Consider the following 20,216-nt stretch of genomic DNA (forward strand, 5'->3'; position numbering starts at 1 on the left):
GGCGTCGAGGTCACCTCACGCGACGGTCACGCGACGGCGGTCCCCTCCAGCTCCACCAGCTGGCCGGGGACCGCCAGCCGTGTCACCCCGAGCATCGTGGTGGCCGGCGCCACCCTCAGTCCAGGCGGCCTCAGTCCAGCTGCGACTGCACCTGCGACGAGATCAGCTCCAGGTGGTCCAGGTCCGTCAGGTCCAGGAGCTGGAGGTAGATCCGCGACGAGCCCAGGCTCGCGTAGCGGCCGATCTTGTCCACGACTTCGGCGGGTGAGCCCGCGAGGCCGTTCGCCTTCAGTTCGTCCACGTCCCGGCCGATGGCGGCCGCGCGGCGGGCGACCTCGGCGTCGTCCTTGCCGACGCAGACGACCAGGGCGTTGGAGTACACGAGGTCGTCCGGGCGGCGGCCGAACTCCTCCGCGGCCGTCCGGACCCGGCCGAACTGCTCCCGTGTGGCCTCCAGCGAGGCGAACGGGATGTTGAACTCGTCGGCGTACCGCGCGGCCAGCCGCGGGGTGCGCGTGGCGCCGTGGCCGCCGATCAGCACCGGCACCTTGGCCTGGGCGGGCTTGGGCAGGGCGGGCGAGTCGGTCAGCTGGTAGTACCTCCCCTCGTACGAGAACGTCTTGCCGGCCTCCGTCTCCCACAGGCCGGTGACGATGGCCAGCTGCTCCTCCAGGCGCCCGAACTTCTCCTTCGGGAAGGGGATGCCGTACGCCTGGTGCTCCTCCTCGAACCAGCCGGCTCCCAGCCCGAGCTCGACGCGGCCGCCCGACATCTGGTCGACCTGCGCGACCTGGATCGCGAGCACGCCCGGCAGCCGGAAGGTCGCGGCGGTCATCAACGTGCCGAGGCGGATCCGCTTGGTCTCGCGGGCGAGGCCGGCCAGCGTGATCCAGGCGTCGGTCGGCCCGGGCAGGCCGTCCACGGACCCCATGCGGAGATAGTGGTCCGAGCGGAAAAAGGCGTTGAATCCGAGTTCCTCGGTCGCCTTGGCGACGGTCAACAGGGTGTCGTAGCTCGCCCCTTGCTGGGGCTCGGTGAAGATGCGGAGATCCATGCCCCCCATCCTGCCCGTTCGAACGGGCGTCATTTCACGGGCTCGCCCGGGTGAAGATCCATGAACCTGGTGACTCGCCGCCCGTACCCGTCGTTGGCTCGGCTGGAGCCGGACCGCCCGGCCCGCGTGCCGGCGGCAGCTGTCGGCACGTCGTTGCCGAGGAGGCCCTCATGTCCCAGGAAGCAATGCCCGAGCAGCAACAGGGCGCCGGCGCCCCCAAGGGCCTGCTGCAGCAGATGGAGGAGTTGATGGCGGCGCTCACCGCCGACCTCTCGCAGCTCGACGCCGACCTCCAGGGCTCGGCCGACCGCGGCCGCGCCGCCGGCGAGGCCGCCCCCGAGCGACCGGCCTGACACTCGGCCCGGCGCTCCCTCCGGCGTCCCGGCGGCGCACCCCCGGTCATGGCGGACCCGCCATCGAGTCCGCCGCGTCCGTCAGATCGGTCGACAGGCCGGTCAGCTCCCCCAAGTCCTTTAAGCCCTTCAGGTCCTTCAGGTCCTGCAGCTCCGACGGATCCACCGGGTCGCGCGCCGACCGTTCCTCGCCGGGCGGCCCGGGCGATCCGGGGGGTCTGCCCGACTGCCGCGCCGTGAGTCTGCGCAGCATGACGCGCACCCGGTCACTGGACTCGTCGGCGGCGTCGATCGCCTCGATGCACTGCCAGTACAGCCCCTCCTCGTCGGTGGCGCAGGCGACGCCGACGAGCGCCATGCCCACCTCGCCCAGCAGCGCGCCCAGCGCCCGTAACGTGCCTCGCACATCGGCGACACCCGTCAGGCGGGCGGCCCGCACGCCCCCGTCGCGCAGCCCGGGATGGTCGGGCACGGTGCCGCCGCGCCCGCCGATCTCGCTGAGCCCCCGCGCGTCGTTGCGCAGCTCCGGCGGCCCGGTCAGCGCCAGGTGACGGCCGATGGCCTGGGCGAGCGCCTGTGCCTGCCAGGCCTCCGCCACGATGTCGAGCGCCACCCGGCTCTCCGCCAGTCCACCCCGACCCGCCGTGATCAGTCGTTCCGCGTCCATGCGAGCCGCCCCCGTTCGTACGTCTGTCCGCCACTCTTTCACTACCCAGAGTGAGGCTGAACGGACCCAAAAGCCAGGGGAATTCGGAAATCTGTGGACAGGAAACTCAGTGTGAATAACTCGATCACTCCGGAGAGTGACGATCGTCCCGTGCGGTGCGCCCCGGTGGCCGCCCCACCGGGAACCGGAGCTCGTTGCGGTCGATCTTCGCGGAGAGTGCCGCCAGTGGGTCGACGCCCAGCACGCCGCAGAACTGCAGCAGGTAGGCGAGCACGTCCGCGACCTCGTCGGCGACCCGGTGCGCCGTCTCCGGCTCCTCCATGACCCGCGCCGCTTCCTCGGGTGTCAACCACTGGAAGATCTCCAGCAGTTCGGCGGCCTCGACGCTCAGCGCCGCGGCCAGGTTCTTCGGCGTGTGGTACGGCTGCCACGCGCGCGCCGCCGCGAACTCCGCCAGTCGGCGCTGCAGTTCTCGTACATCCGGTTCCGTCACGGCCCCAGGTCTACCACCGTCACCCCCTCCCGCCCGCGCACGGCCCCCGCCACCGCCTCACCGGCCGTCCCCACCAGCCGCATGTGGCCCTCCCCGCAGATGAGGGCGGCCAGCCCCACCAGTTCCCGCGCCTGGCGCCCGTCCAGGTCCCGGTCGAAGCCGTCCGCGAGGACGGTGAGGGTCTGCAGCGCTCCGGGCACCTCCACCGCCTGGTCGACGGCGAGCACCCGCGGCCCGGTCAGCAGCACCAGCGCGAGCGCCAGGTACCGCAGCTCGCCGTCGCCGAGCCGCTCCAGCGGCGTGCCGTGCCGCGACGCACCGGCGCCCCGGTCGAGTACCGCGCGCACCCTGCCGTCCGCGAGCCGTTCCACGCCCACGTCCCGCACCGGCCCCGCGCACCCCGCACGGGCCGCGGCCGCCAGCCGGGCGTGGCGCCGCGCGCAGTCGGCGCGCGTACGGTGCAGCACCTCCGCGAGGTTCTCGCAGCCGCGCCGCAGCCGGCCGTCCCCCGGCTCCACCGGTGCCCGCATCCGGTCGGGCCGCGGCTGGCACGGGAAGACGGACCGCAGCGCCAGGACGACCTGTTCGGCCGCGGCCAGCACCCGCCGCTGCCCGTCCGTCCGCCCCGCCACCCGCAGCGGCAGCAGCGCCGTGCCGAGCCGGTCGTCGGGCAGCTGCTCACGCGTCATGGACGCCGGGCCGGCCGTGAGCCACTCGGCCCGCACGGTGCCCCGCCTCGGGTCGTGCGGCGCGGTGGCCAGCAGCACCCGCCCGTCGGCGTCCGTCAGCCGCTCGCTCACGATGCGGGGTTCGGGTTCCGCCTGCACGGCGAGGTCGAGCCGTACGGGGCCGGCCGGGCCGTCCACGGTGCAGCCGATCCGGAACCCCCGCCGCCCCTGCGCGTCCGCCGCCGCGCCGTCCGGTACGCAGCCGGCCGGGTCCGGGAACGCCCGGCCGAGCGCCGCTCCCCCGCCGAGCAGCGCGAGTGCCTCGTACGCCTGGACCGCACTGGACTTGCCGCTTCCGCTCGGCCCCGCGAAGAGGGTGACGGGGCCGAGCGGGAGGGCCGCCCCGCGGTGCGCTCTGAAGGCGGAGAGCCGCAGCTGCGTGAGGGCGGGACGGGCCGGGTGCGTGGTGTGGGTGCGGTCCATGGCCGGACCGTACGGTCACGCGTGCGCGGCGAACCGATTCACCCGGACGGGCTCCTACGAATGGGGGACGGCCGTCTCGGCCGCCGCGCCCTCGACCTCGGTCCCGACCGGCGCCAGCAGGAAGACGTTCCGGTCCACCCGGTGCATGCCGCTGCCGAGCCCGAAGACGACGCCGCTGCTGAAGTCGAGGATCCGCTTGGCGACTTCGGTGTCCGCCCCGGTGAGGTCCAGCAGGACCGGGATCTGTGCGATGAGGTACTCGGCGACCTCCCGCGCGTCCGCGAAGACCTGCACCCGCAGTACGACCATGCGGCGCTGCTCGGCGGCCTCGTAATCCTGCGGGATCGTCCGGTGGTCGATCCTGGACGGCCACTCGTTGCGCCCCCGAAGCGGGACCACCTGGGCCAGGCCCTCCCACTGTTCGTCGGTGACGTCGTACCTCTCGTACCTACTCATGGACCTATCCTCGCCCGCCTCACCCGTTCGGCCCAACTACGACACTCAGCGTGTCCCGCGCGGCGGAGGCCGGAGGGCTCATATGAGAAAATGAGACATGGCCGGACCTTTCGGCCGCTTGCGTTCGCGCTTGAGCACGCGTGCCGTCGCCAGCCAGGTGTTCGCCCTGCAAGCGGCGGTGGTGCTGCTGCTCGTCGTCGCCGCCGTGGTGGCGCTCGTGCTGCAGTCGCGCACCGACAGCGAGCGCGAAGCGCGTCAGCGCTCGGCCGCCGTGGCCGAGACCTTCGCGAGGGCGCCCGGCGTCGCCGCCGCCCTGACCGGACCCGACCCGTCCGCCGTCCTCCAGCCGCACGCCGAACGGCTCCGCGAGGCGTCCGGCGTGGACTTCGTCGTCGTGATGTCCCCCGACGGCACGCGTCACACCCACCCGGACCCGGACCTGATCGGCGAGCGGTACATCGGCACCATCGCCCCCGCCGTGGCCGGCGGCACCGTGACGGAGACGGTCGACGGCTCCCTCGGCCCCGCCATCCAGCACGTCGTCCCGGTCACCGGTCCCGGCGCCCGGGTCGTGGGGCTCGTCTCGACCGGGATCACCGTCGACGAGGTGAGTGGTGTCGTCGAACACCAGCTGCCCGTCGTCTTCGGCTCCGCGGCCGCCGCCCTCGCCCTCGCGACGGCCGGCGCCGCCCTGGTCAGCAGGCGGCTGCGGCACCAGACCCATGGCCTCGGGCCGGCCGAGATGGCCCGGATGTACGAACACCACGACGCCGTCCTGCACTCCGTACGGGAGGGCGTGCTCATCCTCGACGGCGGCCACCGGCTCCTGCTCGCCAACGACGAGGCGCGCCGACTGCTCGGTCTGCCCCCGGACGCGGAGGGCCGCCACGTCGGCGACCTGGGCATCGAGCCGGGGATGGCCCGGCTGCTGGACTCCGGGCGGCCGGCCACCGACGAGGTCCGCCCGGCCCGCGACCGGCTTCTCGCCGTCAGCCTGCGGTTGACCGGCGACCGTACCGGAGGGCCGCCCGGCGCCGTCGCCACCTTGCGGGACACCACGGAACTCCGGCAGGTCACCAGCCGGGCGGACCGCACCCAGAGCCGCCTCGAGTTGCTGTACGACGCGGGCGTGGAGATCGGCACCAGCCTCGACGTCGTACGCACCTCCCAGGAGCTCGCCCGGTTCGCGGTACCCCGGTTCGCCGACTACGTCACCGTCGACGTCCCCGACGCCGTGCTGCGCGGCGGTGAGCCCACGGGCACCGGCTCCCCGCGCGAGATGCGCCGGGTCGCGTACTGCGGCATCCGGGACGACACGCCGCTCCACCCCGCCGGCACCCTCATCCGGTTCCTGCCGCACACTCCGCAGGCGCGCGGCTTCGACACCGGCAGCGCCGTGCTGGAGGCGGACATGACCGCGTTCCACGGCTGGCAGTCGCAGGAACCGGACCGGGCCCGCCGGCTCGTCGCGTACGGCATCCACTCGATGATCGCCGCCCCGCTGCGGGCGCGGGGCGTCATCATGGGCGTGGCCACCTTCTGGCGCGCCGACGAGCCCGAGCCCTTCGACGAGGGCGATGTGTCCCTCGCCGAGGAACTGGTCGCCCGCGCGGCCGTCAGCATCGACAACGCCCGCCGCTACACCCGCGAACACGCCATGGCGGTCACCCTCCAGCGCAGCCTGCTGCCCCGCTCCCTGCCCGGGCACACCGCCCTGGAGATCGCGCACCGCTACCTGCCCGCGCAGGCCGGGCAAGGCGGACAGGGGGGCGTCGGCGGCGACTGGTTCGACGTCATCCCGCTGCCCGGCACGCGGGTCGGTCTCGTCGTCGGAGACGTGGTGGGGCACGGCATCCGGGCCGCCGCCACCATGGGGCGGCTGCGCACCGCGGTCCACAACTTCGCCGCCCTCGACCTGGCCCCCGACGAACTGCTCTGGCACATGGACGAACTGGTCGCCCGGATCGACCAGGACGACAGCGGGGACGGCGACGCGCTGACGGTCACCGGGGCGACCTGCCTGTACGCCGTGTACGACCCGGTCGCGGGCGTGTGCACCATGGCCCGCGCCGGACACGTCGAACCCGCGATCGTGTACCCCGACGGGCGCGCGGAGTTCCCGGGCCTGCCCACCGGGCCGCCGCTCGGGCTCGGCGGCCTGCCCTTCGAGAGGGCCGAGGTGCGCCTGCCCGAGGGCAGCAGCCTGGTGCTCTACACCGATGGACTGCTGGAGGACCGCGACCGGGACCGCGACCTCGACGAGGGCCTCCGGCTGCTGCGCCGCACCCTCGCGCACCCGGACCGGACACCCGAGGAGACCTGCCGCGCGCTCCTGGACGCCCTGCTACCCGAGCGGCCCCGTGACGACGTCGCGCTCGTCGTCGCCCGGACGCGGACGCTGGCGCCGGACCGCACCGCCACCTGGGACGTGCCCGCGGAACCTGCCGCCGTGGGGCGCGTCCGGGCGGAGGCCCGGCGGACGCTGGAGGCGTGGGGGCTGGCCGACGAGGCGTTCTCCATCGAGCTCGTCCTCGGCGAGCTTCTCACCAACGCCGTCCGCCACGCCGCCGCCCCGATCCGCGTACGGCTGATCCGTGACCGGGCGCTGATCTGCGAGGTCTCCGACGGCAGCAGCACGGCACCGCACCTGCGGTGGGCGGCGGAGACGGACGAGGGCGGACGGGGGCTGTTCCTGGTGTCCCAGTTCGCGGAGCGCTGGGGCACCAGGTACACCGGGACGGGCAAGGTCGTCTGGGCGGAACACCCCCTGCGCGAGCGGACCTCGGGAGTCCCGCGGCCTTAGCCGAGCGCCTTACTCGCCGTCGCGGTCCTCGGCTGCGGCCCCCTCGATGCGGGCCTGGTCGAGGAGCTCCTCGTACGCGTCGTCGAGGTCCGTCCCGTGCAGCAGCATCACCGACCACGGGACCGGGCAGGGCGGCGCGTGGTCGGGGTCCGGGCACAGCAGCCTGGTGATGCGCTCCTTGACCTCTTCGGCCTGCTTCTCGGTGGCGTAGATACCCAGCCGTACTTCCCAGACACTCGGGTCCTCGGACATCGCGCACCTGTTCCTGTGCCAGTTCGTGCCGGTGAGAAGGGACGTTCGACGCTACCAGACGCGCTTGGTGTCGCAGTGGCGCTTGTAGTGGCCCTGCGGGACGGGCACGTTGCGCTGCGCGTCGTGGATGGCCGCTTCCTTGCTGTTGCCCGTGCCGTCGGCGCGCTCGTACCCGACGACGTTGTTGTCGCTGATGCGGACGATCTGGCACTGGACCGTGGCGTGCCAGGTCTTCATGACCTGGATCCCGCCGAGGGTGGCCGGTGCCGCGGGGGCCGCGGGGGCCGCTGAGGCGGCGGGCGCGAGGAGGCCGCCGAGGGTGAGGGCGAGGGCGGCCGCCGCAAGGGTGCGGTGGAGCGGGCGGAGTGTCTTCATGGGTCCTCCCCGAGGACTGGTGGGACGACGATGAGCCATGCCCCGGACCGGCCGACGGGGGATTCGACCGGTCCGGGCTCTACGACCCTGGCACTCCGGCACCGCCCCGTGCGCCCCCTGGCAGCGGGGTTGGCAGTCCCGTGTCAGCTGTCCGCCGACTGCCAGCCGACGCGGCGCACGGTGGCAGCATCCGGCGTTCCCGGCGGTGAACCGGGCCGCGCGGCCGCGCTACGTACAGGGCGTAACCGCAAGCGGCCAGGCCCACGGGGCCGGGTAGGAGAACCCATGGCGTACGACACGGCTGCCCCGCCCCTGGCGGGTCGGCGCGACAATCCCTCGCTGGTGACCGTGGTGGGCACCGAGCTCGCCCGCCACAAGCGGGGGTTCCTCCCCTGGTACCACCTCCTCGCGCCCGTGATCATCACGGTTCCGCTGTTCCTCGGCGCGCTCGGCTCGTCCGAGGCGAAGGCGGGCCAGACCTTCGAGGTCTTCCGGAACGTGACCCTGGAGTTCTGGGGCGTGCTCGTGCCGATGACGGCGGGCCTGGCCGCGGCGCTGTCGGTCCGGGCCGACCAGGACGCCTGGCGGCTGCTGCTGTCGTACGGCGTGCCCCGCGGGCGGTACTTCGTCGGCAAGGTCGCCGCACTCGGTGTCCTCGGGTTCGTCTCCTCGACCGTGCTGCTGGTCATGCTCTCGCTCGGCGCGGCGGTCAGCGGGCGGTTCCCGGGGGCCCTGGGGACGGTGGTCGCGGCGGTGTACCTGCCGTGGCTGGTGGGTCTGTCCATGACGGCCCTGGCCGTGCTCGTCGCCGTGGTGTGGGGCATGGGCCCCAGCATCGGCGTGGGCGTGGCCGGGCTGCTGAGCGGGGCCCTCGTCTCGGACAAGGACTTCTGGTACGCGGTGCCCTTCGCCTGGCCCATGCGGGTGGTGCTGCCGCTCGCCGGGATCGGGCCCAACGGTGTACCGCTGCCCAAGGACAGTCCGGTGACGGCGATGTCCGCCATTCCGGTCGCCGTGGTCCTCGCCTTCGCCCTGACCGCGATCCTGCTGGTCGTCGGCAGTCTGCACATGCGCCGTAAGGAGATCTGACCCATGACCACGCCGACCACCCCCGCCGCGCAGGGCTCCCCCGTCACGCCGATGCCCGCGCTGCGCATCCGCGAGCTCCACAAGCACTACGGCTCCCACCGCGCCCTCGACGGGGTCGACCTCACCGTCGGGACGGGCGAGGTCTACGGCCTGCTCGGGCCCAACGGCGCCGGCAAGACGACCCTGATGAAGGCGCTGCTGGGCCTTCAGCGGCCCACCTCGGGATCCATCGAGATCTTCGGCAAGCCCGTGGGGCGGGAGTCGCTGGCCGATGTCGGCGCCCTGATCGAAGTACCGGGGCTGTGGCCGACCTTGACCGGGGACGAAACCCTCAAGGTCCACGCCCGGCTGCGGTGCGTGCCCGAGGAGTGGATCGAACCGGCGCTCAGCCTCGTCAAGATGACCGACGCGCGTGATCGGAGGGTCGGCGCCTACTCCCTGGGCATGCGCTGGCGGCTGGGCATCGCCGTCGCCCTGCTGGCCCGGCCGCGGCTGATCGTCCTCGACGAGCCGACCAACGGCCTCGACCCCGTCGGCATCCGCGAGATGCGGGGCATCATCCGCTCACTGGCCGGCGAGGGTGTGGCCGTGCTCATCGCCAGCCACCAGCTCGCCGAAGTCGCCCAGGTCTGTGATCGGGTCCAGGTCCTGGCGTCGGGCCGCACCCAGTACGAAGGGCCGCTGGCGGGCCTCGCCGTCGACGGAGACGTGGAAGCCGGCTTCTTCCGGCTGCTCGAAAGCGCCGATGCAGGTATCCGCTGACCGCCCGGTGGACGGCACCGCTGATGGGCCCCGCCGACGCGAGCGTCACGGGGCCCATCAGCGGGGGCTTCAGCCCGCGCGGGCCGTCAACGCCTGGCGGCCCGGGCTCAGGCGCGCACCCAACACGGCGGCCATCGACATCAGTTCGGTACGGCCGGTGACACCCAGATCGTCATACAGCCTGCGGATGCGGCGGTACATGGACCGCTCGGAGCAGTAGTGGCGTCGGGCGATCTCCGACACGGTCATCGACGTACAGAGCATGCGCGCCAGCTCCAGGTCTCCCTCGCACAGGGCCGGCAGGTGCGACGCCTGTTGATACGTCCTGGGGCGGGCCGGCTCCTCGGGCTGGTGCTGGTGCTGGTGCTCGTCGTGGCTGCGGATGGCCTGGAGCCAGGGCGCGGCAGGTTCGGCCGCAGCCGGGTCGGCTTGTTCCGCCGGTTCGGTGGGCTCGCACCGGGTGGCGGTCATGCTGTGGGCCCGCAACTGCGCGTACAGCATGTCGATTTGGCTTGCGGCCGGTATCGCGAGGTTGAGGACGAAGTTCGCACCGGAACGGATGGCGTAGTAGGTGCGGTATCCCGAGACGTCGGTGGTGACGGCGATGAGCAGGGAGAGGGGGTGCCGTACGCGTACGGCACGGAGGCCTTCGGCCTGGAATTCGCTGGTGACCGGTATCAGTACGGGCAGTTCGATGGCGTCGCCCGGTGCGGTGAGGTCTTCGTCGTCGACGAAGTCGACGCGGTCGAGGATGGTGCGGACCGTGCTGAGTGGGGCGTTCGGGGAGTCGAGGTGGGTTTGCAGGCCAGCGTGGGCGAGGACGTGGATGTGGATGTGGCTGGTGTGTGTGGCGTGCGGGTGCAAGGGCGTGTCCCCCGTGGTCGTCCCGTGGTCATCGGTGGTCGGGCCGATGATCGGGTGCGTGGTGCTGCTGGTGGGGTGCGCGTGCCCGGCGGTGTCCCGTGCCGGGTGCTGTCACCGGGAGAATCGGCAGAGTTTCATGGTGGTGCTGAGAAGGGTGCCGAGGCTGACTTTGTCGCCGCCGTCGCCGGTGGCGCGTACGGCGTCGATATCGCGGTAGCCGGCGTCTTCGGCGCGGTCGTTGAGGGCGTAAGTGGTCCCGTCGGGGGCGGTGAAGACGGCTTGTTCGCCTTTTCGGCATTCGGCGGTGCCGTGGTCGACGGTCAGGGGCCACATGTAGCCGAGGTTCTTCTCGCTGAGCTGCTGGCTGGCGGCGGTGGGGCTGGGCAGGGGGACGGGTTCTTTGGTGGCGGGGTCGGTGCGGCCGCCGCCTCCGCACGCGGTGAGGCCGACGGTGACGGTGAGGGTGAGGCCGCTGAGGAGGAGGGCCAGGGTGGTGTGGGTGCGGTGGCGGGTGGTGGTGTGTGTGGTCTTCACGGGTGTGGCTGCCTCACTGTCGGAGTGTGCTGGTGGGCTGGTGGGTGGCGCCGTCGGCGGCCAGGAGGGCGGCGTAGCCGTCTTCGAGTGAGGGCTCGACGGGGCGTGCTCCGGCGGGCGGGGTGGTGGTGACGATGCGGTATTCGGTTCCTTCCGCGGTGGTGACGGCGCTGACGACTTCGGCGCCGGCGGGCGGGCCGCCGGGGCCGGTGGCACGGGTGGTGTAGGTGCAGCCGGCGGCCTGGCTGACGAGGGCGCTGGTGGTGTCGTGGAAGACGAGCCGGCCGGTGGAGAGGACGGCTACTTCGGGACAGGTCTGGGCGACGTCGTCGAGGATGTGGGTGGAGAGGAGGACAGTGCGGCCGTGGCCGAGTCCGGCGAGGAGGGTGCGGAAGCGCATGCGTTCGTGCGGGTCGAGGCCGGTGGTGGGTTCGTCGACGATGAGGACGGATGGGTTGCCCATGAGGGCTTGGGCGATGCCGACGCGGCGTTTCATGCCGCCGGAGAATCCGGCGAGGCGTTCGCGGGCGCGGTCTTGGAGGCCGACCTCGGCGATGTGCTCGTCGACTTGTCGGCGGCGTTCGCGTTTGTCGTGGATGCCTTTGAGGACGCCGATGTAGTCGAGGAACTCACGGGTGGTGAGGTCGGGGTAGAGGGCGAGTTCCTGCGGGAGGTAGCCGAGGGTGCGTTTGACGGCGGTGAGGCCGGCGCTGGTGGACAGGTCGTGTCCGGCGACGGTGACGCGTCCGGAGGTGGGGCGCAGGACTCCGGTGAGGATGCGGAGGAGGGTGGTTTTGCCTGCGCCGTTGGCTCCGAGGAGTCCGACGGTGCCGCTTTCGATGTGGAGGTCGACGGCGTCGAGGGCGCGGCGGCCGCCGGGGTGGATTTTGGTGAGCTGCTCGGTGGTGATGTTCATGATGCTCCGTGGTGTGTGGCGCGGGCGACGAGGTGTCCGAGTGCGTAGCAGACGGCGGCCATGGCGAGGACGAGGGCGACGTTCAGCAGGGCGGTGGTGTCGCTGACGGCGGGGCGCAGCGCGCCGGTGCCCTGCCGGGTCGCCCACACGTGCGGCGCGTGTGCCCACGCCACCAGGGCGTATCCGCCGAGTGGTGACAGGACGGTGCCGGTCGCGGTAGGGAGCGGTGAGAAGGCCGGCGGGAAGTGGCAGGCCCAGAGCCACAGTACGGCGGTGACGGCGCGGGCGGCGGCGACTGGCAGGAGTACGCCGAGGAGTCCGGCGAGCGCGGTGACGAGGAGCGCGGCGGGGAGCACGGCGGTGGTCAGGGCGACGGCGGCGGAGCCGAGGGGGGCGGGGGTGCCGCTGGTGGCCGAGACGACGGTGGCGTAGAGGAGGAAGAGGGCGGCGACGGGGCCGAGGGCGGTGAGGAGGGGTCCGGCGAGGGCTCCGGCGGTGCGTGGGAGAAGGCGCGCCGGGGTGGCGGCGAGCAGTTCGGGCATGCCGCGGGCTTCGATGTCGCGGCGGAGGCGGTCGGCGAGGGCGAGGCCGACGCCGAGGGTGCAGAGGGTGTTGACGAGGACGGCGGCGGCGCCGGTGCGGGCGGCGGGGTCGCCGTGTCCGGTGACGACGGGTGAGGTCGCGGCGAGCAGCAGGCTGAGCAGGGCCAGGGGCAGGACGGCGCCCCAGACGATTTTGCGGCGGGCGGCCATGAGGGCCTCGTACCGCAGGGTCCACAGCAGTGCGGTCATGCTTCCTCCCGGGTGCCGAGGTGCGGTCCTGCGGTGTGGCGCAGGCGGGTGCCGGCCGGTCCGCCGGGGCCGAGGGCGCGCAGGGCGAGGGCGGTGAGCCAGGCCCCGGCGAGGAGGGCGGGCACGGCTTGCGCGGCTCCGTCCGGTACGACGCGGTCGACGAGCAGGAGTTTGGCGAGGACGGCTGCGACGACGAGGCCGGTGGCGGGGGCGGCGGAGCCGGTCCGTACGGTCGCCCAGACGGCGGCGCCGCTCAGCAGGGCGGCGAGCCCGGCCAGTTCGAGCAGGGCGGGTGCGGGGTCGAGGTCGCGCCCGGTGGCCGCGAGGAGTGTCACGAGCGCGATGGCGGCGACGAGGGTGACGGTGGCGGGCCAGGCGAGGCGGCGGGCGACGGTGCGTGCGTACGGCGTGGGCAGGGAGAGGTGCAGTTCGAGCATCGGCTCGCGGGCGACGATCGCCGCGCAGGCCAGTGCGGTGGCGGCGGGCAGCGCGGTGGTCAGCAGGGCGCGGCCGAGGAGCGCGCCGCCGCCGGGGCCGGTGGCCATCGCCGCGTACGCGAGGAGGGCGGCGAGCAGGGGCAGTGCGTAGGCCTGCCTCCCGCAGCGGCGCACCTCGTGCGTCCACCAGGTGGCAGCGGTCATGGCGGCTCCTCCCGTTTCGGCTCCCTCCTCAGGGGGCCGGCCGTGCGTGGTGTACCGCCGCCCGGTGTCGGCTACCGGGATGCCGGCCGGAAGCGGCGGTACACCCTGTACGTAGCGGCGCGGCCTGTGGTGGTTCACGGTCGGCGCGTACGAATGCGCCGACGTGGGCGACGAGCACAGGCCGCGGGCGCGGGCCGCAGGCCGCGGGCGCGGGCGCGGGGGTGTCGGGCGGGCGGGGCCTACGACGACGGTGTGGTGGAGGCGCCGAAGGAGCGCATGGCGGTGGCGGCCCAGGCCAGCAGGGCGGCGGCCAGCAGGAGGGTCCACGGCGTGGTGGCCAGCAGGACGTCGAGCAGGCCGTCGAAGGGGGTGGCGAGGATGCCCTGGGGTCCGCCGAACACGCCCAGCATCCAGAGTGTGGCGCCGGATGCCGCGCCGACGGCCGGTGAGTGCCGGACGGCGAGGGCGAGGGCGAGGGAGGCGGCGAGCAGGGCTTCGCCGAGCCAGCTGGACACCACGGGCCACCACCCTGGCCCGTCGACGAGTGTCGAGCAGGCCATGGCGAGGGCCACGTCGACGGCGAGCACCACGGTGAGGCGGGCGAGGAACACGGCGGCCGGCGGCACGGGGAGGCTGAAGAGCAGTTCGCGCCGGGGGTCCCGGGCGGGCGAGGCGACCATGAGCGCGCCGAACATCACCAGGAGGACGGCCACGGCGCCGAAGAGCCGTACGGCGAACCGGTCCGGTACGTGTGCCGACGCGAGGAGGGCGGCTCCGACGAATCCGGCGGCGCTGAGGGGCGCCCAGAGGCTGGGCATCAGCGTGGCCTGTCTGACGGCGAGTTGCCATGCGGTGCGCCAGGGGCGGGCGACGCCGGGGGTGTGGCCCGGGGCCGGGGGCAGGGCCGGGACCGGGGCCAGGGACGGGGAAACGGCTCGACGAGGGCCGCCGCTGGTGGCGGTGGTGGCGCTGGGGCTGGTGAGGTCGGCGAGGGCGGGGCCGAGCAGGGCGTCGAAGGGTGGCGGGGTGATGACGGCCTCGGTCGGGGTGGCCGCTTCGGCCGGTGCCGGGGTTTCCGTGACGCGTACCGCCGCGCCGATGTCCTGCCAGAGGGCGAGGCGGGTTCGGCAGTCGGGGCAGTGCGTGAGGTGCGCGCGGTGGGGGGTGGTGTCGTCCGGGCGGGGGGTGCGGGTGGCGAGGCGCGCCAGGACGTCGTCGGTGAGGTGTTCGGTGAGGGAGTGGGGCTGATGGGGCTGGTGGGGGTGGTGGTGGTCGGTCATCGTCGTCCCGTTCCTTCCAGCCGCGTGGCGGCGAGCATGCTGCCCAGCCGCCTTCGCGCGTGGGACATCCGGCTTTTGACGGTACCCACCGGGATGGCGAGCACGGTGGCCACTTCGGGGTAGGCCAGTTCCTCGATGAGGACGAGCGCGAGCACTTCGCGGAGGTGTTCGGGGAGGGCGCGTACGGCTGCGGCGAGTTCGGTGCGTTCGGCTTCTTTCAGGATGTGGTCCTCCACGCTGGGTGCGGGGTCGGGGACGTCCTGGGCTTCGGCGAGGTCGGTGAGTTGTGGCCGGGATCTGCGGAGTTGGTTGTGGGCTTGGCGTCTGGCGACGCCGAGGAGCCAGCCGCGCACGCTGGAGTCGCCTCGGAAGCCGCCCGCCGAGCGCCATACGGCGAGCCATGCCTCTTGGAGGATCTCCTCGGCGACTCCCTGGTCGGAGGTGAGTCGGCGGATGAGGCGGAGCATGGCGGTGGCGTGCCGCTCGTAGAGGGCACGGAGGGCGGTTTGGTCGCCGCGGGCCACGGCGGTCAGCAGAGCTTCGTCCGAACACACATCACGTACGTATCCAGATCGGGCGCGTCGGTTCACGGTGCCGCGCCACCGAATTGATGTACGACCGGAAAGCGACGTGCGGGCGAGGGCGGTGCGGCCGTCCTGCCAGCGAACTGCCATGACTGCCAAGCCGGGCGGAAGCCATTGATCGGGCATCTCGCGGCGTGATTCCGTGGGGCACCGGATCGCGGTCCACGAACATCCATTCGGTTTCAACGGAGGAGTTCAGCATGGGAATCAACGCCCCTGCTCCGTCGCAGAACGACGGAAACCTGTTCGACCTGGACCTGGAGATCGGCGTGGAGCAGTCCGTCGCCGGCCCGGCCATCACGAGCATCTCCTACTGCACCCCGGGCTGCACCAGCGAGGGCGGCGGCTCCGGCTGCAGCCACTGCTGCTGAACCGCCTAGCGTGACGCGTCCGTGGGGCCGGGGCCGGCGGGTCGCCCGTCCCGGTCCCACGGGCGTTCAGGGCCGTACGGAGGAGGAGAGGGAGACCCGTGGGGGAAGCGGCACCGGAGACATCATCGGCACGGCCGGCACTGTTCGAGGCGAAGGACGTCTTCCTGCACCGGGCACCGCTGGCCCCGGAGACGGCCGGTACCAGCGGGTCCGGAGAATCCCGCGAGACGCGTGAGACCCATCAGACGCCGGAAGCCCCTTTCGGCGCATCGCAAGCCGGCGCACCGCAAGTCAGCGCACCGCAAGCCGGCGCACCGCAAGCCGACGGCCCCCTGGACCTCGGCGCGTGCGCCGCGGTGCTCGCCCGCGCCGCCGCCGACCCCCTGCTCGGCGAGGCGCTCGAACTCGCCTCCCCCAGCCTCAGCGCCCTCGTCCGCCGTGTCGCCGAGCAAGGCCCCGGGGGCCTCAAAGCGGCCCGGCTGCGCCGGGCCGCGCTCGCGGTGTCGCGCTACGACATCAGGATGCGTACCCGCCCCACACCCTTCGGGCTGTTCGCGGGTGTGGCGGCCGGGCACTTCGACTCGACCGCCAAGGTGGCGCGCGGCACGGCCCACCGCACCCGCACGCACGTCGACCTGCAGTGGCTCACGCGGGTCGTCCACCGCCTGGAGCGCGACCCGGCCGTCCTCGTCGCGCTGACGGTCCAGGCGCACCAGGCCCTCGTCGTACGCGGGGACCGGCTGGTCCTGACCGCGCCCTCGAATCAGGGCGTACGGCTCCCGGAGACCGGCGAGGGCCGCTCCACGGTGTCGGTGCGGCACACCCCTGTCGTCGCGCGGGCGGTGGCCGGGGCCGTGGCGCCGGTGCCGTACGAGGAGCTCGTGCGCCACACCGCGCAGGGGTTTCCCGGGGCGCCCGCCGAGCGGGTCCGGGGGCTGCTGGCGGAGCTGGTCCGTCAGGAGGTCCTCATCACCGCGCTGCGCCCGCCCCTGGACGGCGGCGACCCGCTGCACCACGTGCTCGGGCTGCTCGCGACCGTGCGGGGTGCGTCCGCCGAGACGCGCCGCGTGCACGAGGGCCTGCTGGCGGTGGAGCGCGAACGGCACGCGTACGACGCCCGCCCCGTCGGGGCCGGACACGCCGAGCTGGGCCGGCTGCTGGCGACGGCGCGGGCGGTGGAACCGGACGACACGCCGCTGCACATCGACACCCGGCTCGACACCGCGCTCCACCTCCCGTACTCCGTACGGGAGGTGGTCGAGCGAGCCACCGAGGTGATGTGGCGGCTGTCCCGGCCCAAGCTCGGGCTCTTCGCGCTGCGCGACTACCACCGCCGCTTCCTCGACGTGTACGGCGCCGACCGACTGGTACCGGTCCTGGATCTCGTCGACGAGTCGACGGGGCTCGGGGCACCGGCCGGTTACGGCTGGCCCAACAGCGAGGCCCCGCCCGGGGAACCGGACGATCCGCGCACCGCGCGCCGGGACCGTGCGATGGCGCGGCTGGTCGCGGGCGCACTGCGCGCCGGACGGCGCGAGGTCGTCCTGGCCGAGGAGGACCTCGCGGAGCTGCACCACGAGCGCCACGGCGACGCCGACCGGGCGTCCGACCCCACCGACCTGCCCCTGCCGAGCTCCTGCGAGGTGACCGTCCAGGTCGTGGCCCCGTCCGTGGAAGCGCTGGACGACGGGGTGTTCCGGGTCTTCCTGGCGCCGTCGCCCGGTTCGCACCGCGCCGGGTCGACCTTCGCCCGCTTCGCGGACCAGGACCCGGCCTGGCGCGCTGAGTTCGCGGCGCTGCACCGTGACAACCCGGTGCACGTCGAGGGGGCGGTCCCGGTGGACCTGGCGTTCCGGCCGCGCTCGGGCCGGGCGGCGAACCTGGCGCACACCGTCCCGGCCACCGGCCGCCGCATCGCCGTCGGCGTACCCGACGTGCCGGATGGCGGCGTCGAGGAGCTGCGGCTCGCCGACATCGGCATCGGCGCGACGCTGGAGCGGCTGACGGCCGTGCACCTGCCCACCGGCCGCGAGATCGTCCCGGTCCTCGGCAACATGGTGAGCGCGCCGGCCCAGGCGCCCAACGCCGTACGGCTGCTGTGGGAGATCGGCCTGGAGGGGCAGCGGCTGTGGGAGCCGTGGAACTGGGGCGGGCTCGCCGACGCGCCGTTCGTGCCGCGCGTGCGGTACGGGAGGTTCGTCCTGGCCCCGGCCGTGTGGCGGCTCGACGCGCTGCGGGACGCCGACGAGGAGAGCTGGTCGCGCGCGGTGGCCGACTGGCGCGCCGCCTGGGGCGTGCCGCGCCGAGTCCTGGCCGTCACGGCGGACCAGCGGCTGCTGCTGGACCTGGACGACGCGTTCCACCGGGAGCTGCTGCGGGACCAAGTCGCGCGCCACCCGGACCTGGTCGCGCAGGAGGTGCCGGGCGAGTACGAGGGCTGGCTGGACAGTCCGTTGGCCGGGCATCTGGCGGAGCTGGTGGTTCCGCTGAGACGCCGCGATTCCGGGGGGCCGCGTCGCCGCCCGTACGCCGGGAGCCACCTGCCCGCGCGGGCCGTGCACGGCCTGGGTGGCGAGTGGCTGTACCTGAAGCTGTACGGCGCGGCGCGGACCCAGGACGACCTGCTGCGCGACCACGTTCCGGAGCTGGTCGCGGTGGCGGCCAGGCACGGCGCCGACGGCTGGTTCTTCATCCGCTACACCGACGAGGGCGGCCACCACCTGCGGCTGCGGCTGCACGGCCCCGACCCGGGGCGGCTGTGGGGCGAGGCGGCACCCGCCGTGGGGGCGCTGCTGGCGCGGTGGCGGGAGCGGGGGCTGGTGCGCGGGCACGCCGTGGCCGCGTACGACCCGGAGGTGGAGCGGTACGGCGGCCCGGCCGCGCTGCGGCTCGCGGAGCGGGTCTTCCGGTACGACAGCGAGGCCGCGCTCGCGCTGCTGCGGCTGGCGAAGGACCCGGGCAACGCGTACGGCGTCGACGATCTGGCCGTCGTCTCGTGCGCCGCGCTGGCGCACGCCTTCGGCCCTCCGGACCCCGGTCATCGGCTCCTCGCCGAGGACTGCGGTGACGACGCGGCGGCGGCCTGGCTGTCGATGACCGGCGGGCGCCGCGACCTGCCGGCCGCGTACCGGGGCCGCGCCGCGCACTGGGGGCGCACGGTCGATCCGTACGGCGGCTGGCCCGCGTTCACCGGCGGCGGGGACCCGGCCGGTGCCGCCGCGCTGGAGGCGCTGCGCCCGCGCGACGAGGCGGTGCGCGAACTGGCCCGCGTCGTACGGGAGGCGGGCGGTACGCCCGAGGGCCGGGTCGTGGGCAGTCTGCTGCACATGGTGTGCAACCGCCTCTTCGGCGGGGAGAGCGCCCGCGAGCTGACCGTGCTCGGGATCGCCCGGGGCGCCGTACAGGACCACCTCAACCGGCGGAGGCACCGGTCATGACGACAGCGGTCGGTACGGCGGAGGCCGTGGAGCGGGTGGCGGGGCGGCTCGCCGACCCGGAGCGGGTCGCGGCGGTCGCCTCGCGCGACGACAACCGGGACCCGGTGTACGACGCCGTGATGTGGGGGCCGTTGACGCTCGCCAACGGGCTGCCCGGCACCGCGCTGCTGTACGGCGAGCTGGCGCGCGCCGACGAGGCGTGGCGGCCGGTGGCGCACCGGCATCTGGCGGCGGCCGGGCGGGTGATGCACACGGCGCCGAACCGGGGGCTGTTCTCCGGTCCGGCCGCGCTGTTCGCCGCCGCGCAGACCTGCGCCGGGCCGGAGGGGCACTATGCCGGGCTGCGCCGGAAGCTGGCCGACTGGCTGGCCGAGGACCAGCTGGACCGGCTGGCGGTGTTCCGTACCCGTACCGGCCCGGGCGTGGACTGGGCGGCGTACGACCTGATCAACGGCGTCTCCGGGACGACGCGGCTGCTGCTGGACGCGGCGGCCGACCCGGCGGAGGCCTCACCGGTCGTCGCGTCGGCGTTGACCGCGTCCCTGGGGCACCTGGTGCGCCTGACCGAGCCGGTACGGGTCGACGGGCAGGAGGTGCCGGGATGGTGGGTGCCGCCGGAGCTCCAGGTCAGCGAGCGGGACCGGCGCGACTATCCGCGCGGGGACCTCAACCTGGGGATGGCGCACGGGATCGCCGGCCCCCTGGCGGTGCTGTGCTCCGCGTACGAGGCGGGACGCGAGGTGAAGGGCATGCGTGCGGCCGTCGGGCGGATCGCCGACTGGCTGCTGGGCTGGACGCTGCGCGACGAGGCGGGCCCGTACTGGCCGGCCCGCGCGGGCCTGGAGCACGAGGTGGCGGAGCGGCGTCCGAGCGCGCTGTTCACGCGGACGGCGTGGTGTTACGGCACGCCGGGCGTGGCCGCGGCGCTGCTGCGGGCCGGGCGGGCGATGGGCCGGCCGGAGTGGTGCGCGGCGGCCGTCGAGGGGCTGCGGGCGGCGCTGCGGCGCGACGAGGCGCTGTGGGCGATCGAGGGCGCGACGGTGTGCCACGGCTACGCGGGCCTGTTGCGGATCGTGGCGCGGGCCGCGGCGGCGACGGGTGACGCGGAGCTGGTGGCGGGGCGGGAACGGCTCGTGGCGAAGGTGCTCGCGTGTGCCGATGAGGAGGCGCCGTTCGGCTTCCGGCATCTGATGCGCTTCCCGGCGGCGGCGCGTTCGCCGGTGCCGCACCGGGCCGTGGACACGGCGGGGATGCTGGAGGGCGCGGCGGGTGTGGCGCTGGCGCTGCTGCCCGTCGAGGACGGCGTACCGCTGCCGTGGGACCGGACGCTGGGGCTCGCATGA

The 20,216-nt window shown here is 74.0% G+C and carries 20 protein-coding genes and 2 pseudogenes; 7 read left to right on the plus strand and 15 right to left on the minus strand.

The window, feature by feature from the left end; all coding sequences use genetic code 11:
* Positions 1 to 26: 26 nt before the first annotated feature.
* A pseudogene (locus tag AC07FJ_RS32110) lies at positions 27 to 116 on the minus strand (RidA family protein); the annotation flags it as partial.
* Positions 117 to 130: 14 nt separating this feature from the next.
* A complete protein-coding gene (locus tag AC07FJ_RS32115; RefSeq protein ID WP_479052726.1) occupies positions 131 to 1,054 on the minus strand; it encodes an LLM class F420-dependent oxidoreductase in 924 nt (307 codons plus the stop codon).
* 170 nt (positions 1,055 to 1,224) lie between these two features.
* Between AC07FJ_RS32115 and AC07FJ_RS32120 the strand changes: the two genes are divergently transcribed.
* A complete protein-coding gene (locus AC07FJ_RS32120; protein WP_361424479.1) occupies positions 1,225 to 1,407 on the plus strand; it encodes a hypothetical protein in 183 nt (60 codons plus the stop codon).
* Positions 1,408 to 1,564: 157 nt separating this feature from the next.
* Here AC07FJ_RS32120 and AC07FJ_RS32125 read toward each other — a convergent pair.
* The 4 genes and pseudogenes from AC07FJ_RS32125 to AC07FJ_RS32140 all read right to left on the minus strand — a co-directional run.
* Positions 1,565 to 2,074, minus strand: a pseudogene (locus AC07FJ_RS32125) (DUF6099 family protein); the annotation flags it as partial.
* Between the two features lie 124 nt (positions 2,075 to 2,198).
* The gene (locus AC07FJ_RS32130) at positions 2,199 to 2,567 is read right to left on the minus strand and encodes a nucleotide pyrophosphohydrolase (RefSeq protein ID WP_479052727.1); all 369 of its coding nucleotides are present in this window, start codon (positions 2,565 to 2,567) and stop codon (positions 2,199 to 2,201) included.
* Entirely contained in the window at positions 2,564 to 3,718 is a 1,155-nt protein-coding gene (locus AC07FJ_RS32135) for an AAA family ATPase (RefSeq protein WP_479052728.1), read from the minus strand. Before AC07FJ_RS32135 ends, AC07FJ_RS32130 begins: the two co-directional genes overlap by 4 nt.
* 54 nt (positions 3,719 to 3,772) lie before the next feature.
* Positions 3,773 to 4,174 carry a cell division protein SepF gene (locus tag AC07FJ_RS32140; protein ID WP_355364334.1) on the minus strand — a complete coding sequence of 134 codons (402 nt, stop codon included), beginning with the start codon at positions 4,172 to 4,174 and terminating at the stop codon, positions 3,773 to 3,775.
* A 97-nt stretch (positions 4,175 to 4,271) separates the two neighbouring features.
* Between AC07FJ_RS32140 and AC07FJ_RS32145 the strand changes: the two genes are divergently transcribed.
* Positions 4,272 to 6,977, plus strand: a complete 2,706-nt coding sequence (locus tag AC07FJ_RS32145; protein WP_479052729.1) for a SpoIIE family protein phosphatase — start codon at positions 4,272 to 4,274, stop codon at positions 6,975 to 6,977.
* Between the two features lie 9 nt (positions 6,978 to 6,986).
* Here AC07FJ_RS32145 and AC07FJ_RS32150 read toward each other — a convergent pair whose 3' ends face one another.
* A complete protein-coding gene (locus AC07FJ_RS32150; protein WP_479052730.1) occupies positions 6,987 to 7,229 on the minus strand; it encodes a hypothetical protein in 243 nt (80 codons plus the stop codon).
* A 51-nt stretch (positions 7,230 to 7,280) separates the two neighbouring features.
* The gene (locus AC07FJ_RS32155) at positions 7,281 to 7,604 is read right to left on the minus strand and encodes a hypothetical protein (protein WP_361424461.1); all 324 of its coding nucleotides are present in this window, start codon (positions 7,602 to 7,604) and stop codon (positions 7,281 to 7,283) included.
* A 285-nt stretch (positions 7,605 to 7,889) separates the two neighbouring features.
* Between AC07FJ_RS32155 and AC07FJ_RS32160 the strand changes: the two genes are divergently transcribed.
* Both AC07FJ_RS32160 and AC07FJ_RS32165 read left to right on the plus strand, forming a co-directional pair.
* Positions 7,890 to 8,693: a lantibiotic immunity ABC transporter MutE/EpiE family permease subunit gene (locus tag AC07FJ_RS32160; protein ID WP_479052731.1), complete on the plus strand. Its 804-nt coding sequence runs from the start codon at positions 7,890 to 7,892 to the stop codon at positions 8,691 to 8,693.
* A gap of 3 nt (positions 8,694 to 8,696) precedes the next feature.
* Positions 8,697 to 9,455, plus strand: coding sequence for an ABC transporter ATP-binding protein (locus AC07FJ_RS32165; RefSeq protein WP_479052732.1), 759 nt, complete (start codon positions 8,697 to 8,699; stop codon positions 9,453 to 9,455).
* A gap of 69 nt (positions 9,456 to 9,524) precedes the next feature.
* Here the strand turns inward: AC07FJ_RS32165 and AC07FJ_RS32170 are convergent, their stop codons facing one another.
* From AC07FJ_RS32170 to AC07FJ_RS32200, 7 genes are all read right to left on the minus strand, one after another.
* Positions 9,525 to 10,319: a helix-turn-helix transcriptional regulator gene (locus AC07FJ_RS32170; protein WP_479052733.1), complete on the minus strand. Its 795-nt coding sequence runs from the start codon at positions 10,317 to 10,319 to the stop codon at positions 9,525 to 9,527.
* Between the two features lie 111 nt (positions 10,320 to 10,430).
* A complete protein-coding gene (locus tag AC07FJ_RS32175; RefSeq protein WP_479052734.1) occupies positions 10,431 to 10,853 on the minus strand; it encodes a DUF2511 domain-containing protein in 423 nt (140 codons plus the stop codon).
* 13 nt (positions 10,854 to 10,866) lie between these two features.
* The gene (locus AC07FJ_RS32180) at positions 10,867 to 11,769 is read right to left on the minus strand and encodes an ABC transporter ATP-binding protein (protein ID WP_479052735.1); all 903 of its coding nucleotides are present in this window, start codon (positions 11,767 to 11,769) and stop codon (positions 10,867 to 10,869) included.
* On the minus strand, positions 11,766 to 12,560 hold the full coding sequence (locus tag AC07FJ_RS32185; protein ID WP_479052736.1) for a hypothetical protein: 795 nt from the start codon (positions 12,558 to 12,560) through the stop codon (positions 11,766 to 11,768). The genes AC07FJ_RS32180 and AC07FJ_RS32185 overlap by 4 nt, the downstream gene beginning before the upstream one ends.
* Positions 12,557 to 13,201, minus strand: a complete 645-nt coding sequence (locus AC07FJ_RS32190) for a hypothetical protein (protein ID WP_479052737.1) — start codon at positions 13,199 to 13,201, stop codon at positions 12,557 to 12,559. The genes AC07FJ_RS32185 and AC07FJ_RS32190 overlap by 4 nt, the downstream gene beginning before the upstream one ends.
* Positions 13,202 to 13,440: 239 nt before the next feature.
* The gene (locus tag AC07FJ_RS32195; protein ID WP_479052738.1) at positions 13,441 to 14,481 is read right to left on the minus strand and encodes an anti-sigma factor; all 1,041 of its coding nucleotides are present in this window, start codon (positions 14,479 to 14,481) and stop codon (positions 13,441 to 13,443) included.
* Entirely contained in the window at positions 14,478 to 15,035 is a 558-nt protein-coding gene (locus tag AC07FJ_RS32200) for an RNA polymerase sigma factor (protein ID WP_361424435.1), read from the minus strand. The genes AC07FJ_RS32195 and AC07FJ_RS32200 overlap by 4 nt, the downstream gene beginning before the upstream one ends.
* A 230-nt stretch (positions 15,036 to 15,265) precedes the next feature.
* Between AC07FJ_RS32200 and AC07FJ_RS32205 the strand changes: the two genes are divergently transcribed.
* The 3 genes from AC07FJ_RS32205 to AC07FJ_RS32215 all read left to right on the plus strand — a co-directional run bounded on the left by AC07FJ_RS32205 (position 15,266) and on the right by AC07FJ_RS32215 (position 20,216).
* The gene (locus tag AC07FJ_RS32205; protein WP_361424432.1) at positions 15,266 to 15,436 is read left to right on the plus strand and encodes a gallidermin/nisin family lantibiotic; all 171 of its coding nucleotides are present in this window, start codon (positions 15,266 to 15,268) and stop codon (positions 15,434 to 15,436) included.
* Positions 15,437 to 15,534: 98 nt separating this feature from the next.
* Entirely contained in the window at positions 15,535 to 18,873 is a 3,339-nt protein-coding gene (locus AC07FJ_RS32210) for a lantibiotic dehydratase (protein WP_479052739.1), read from the plus strand.
* A complete protein-coding gene (locus AC07FJ_RS32215; RefSeq protein ID WP_479052740.1) occupies positions 18,870 to 20,216 on the plus strand; it encodes a lanthionine synthetase C family protein in 1,347 nt (448 codons plus the stop codon). Before AC07FJ_RS32210 ends, AC07FJ_RS32215 begins: the two co-directional genes overlap by 4 nt.

The organism is Streptomyces sp. NPDC045998, from assembly GCF_056430285.1.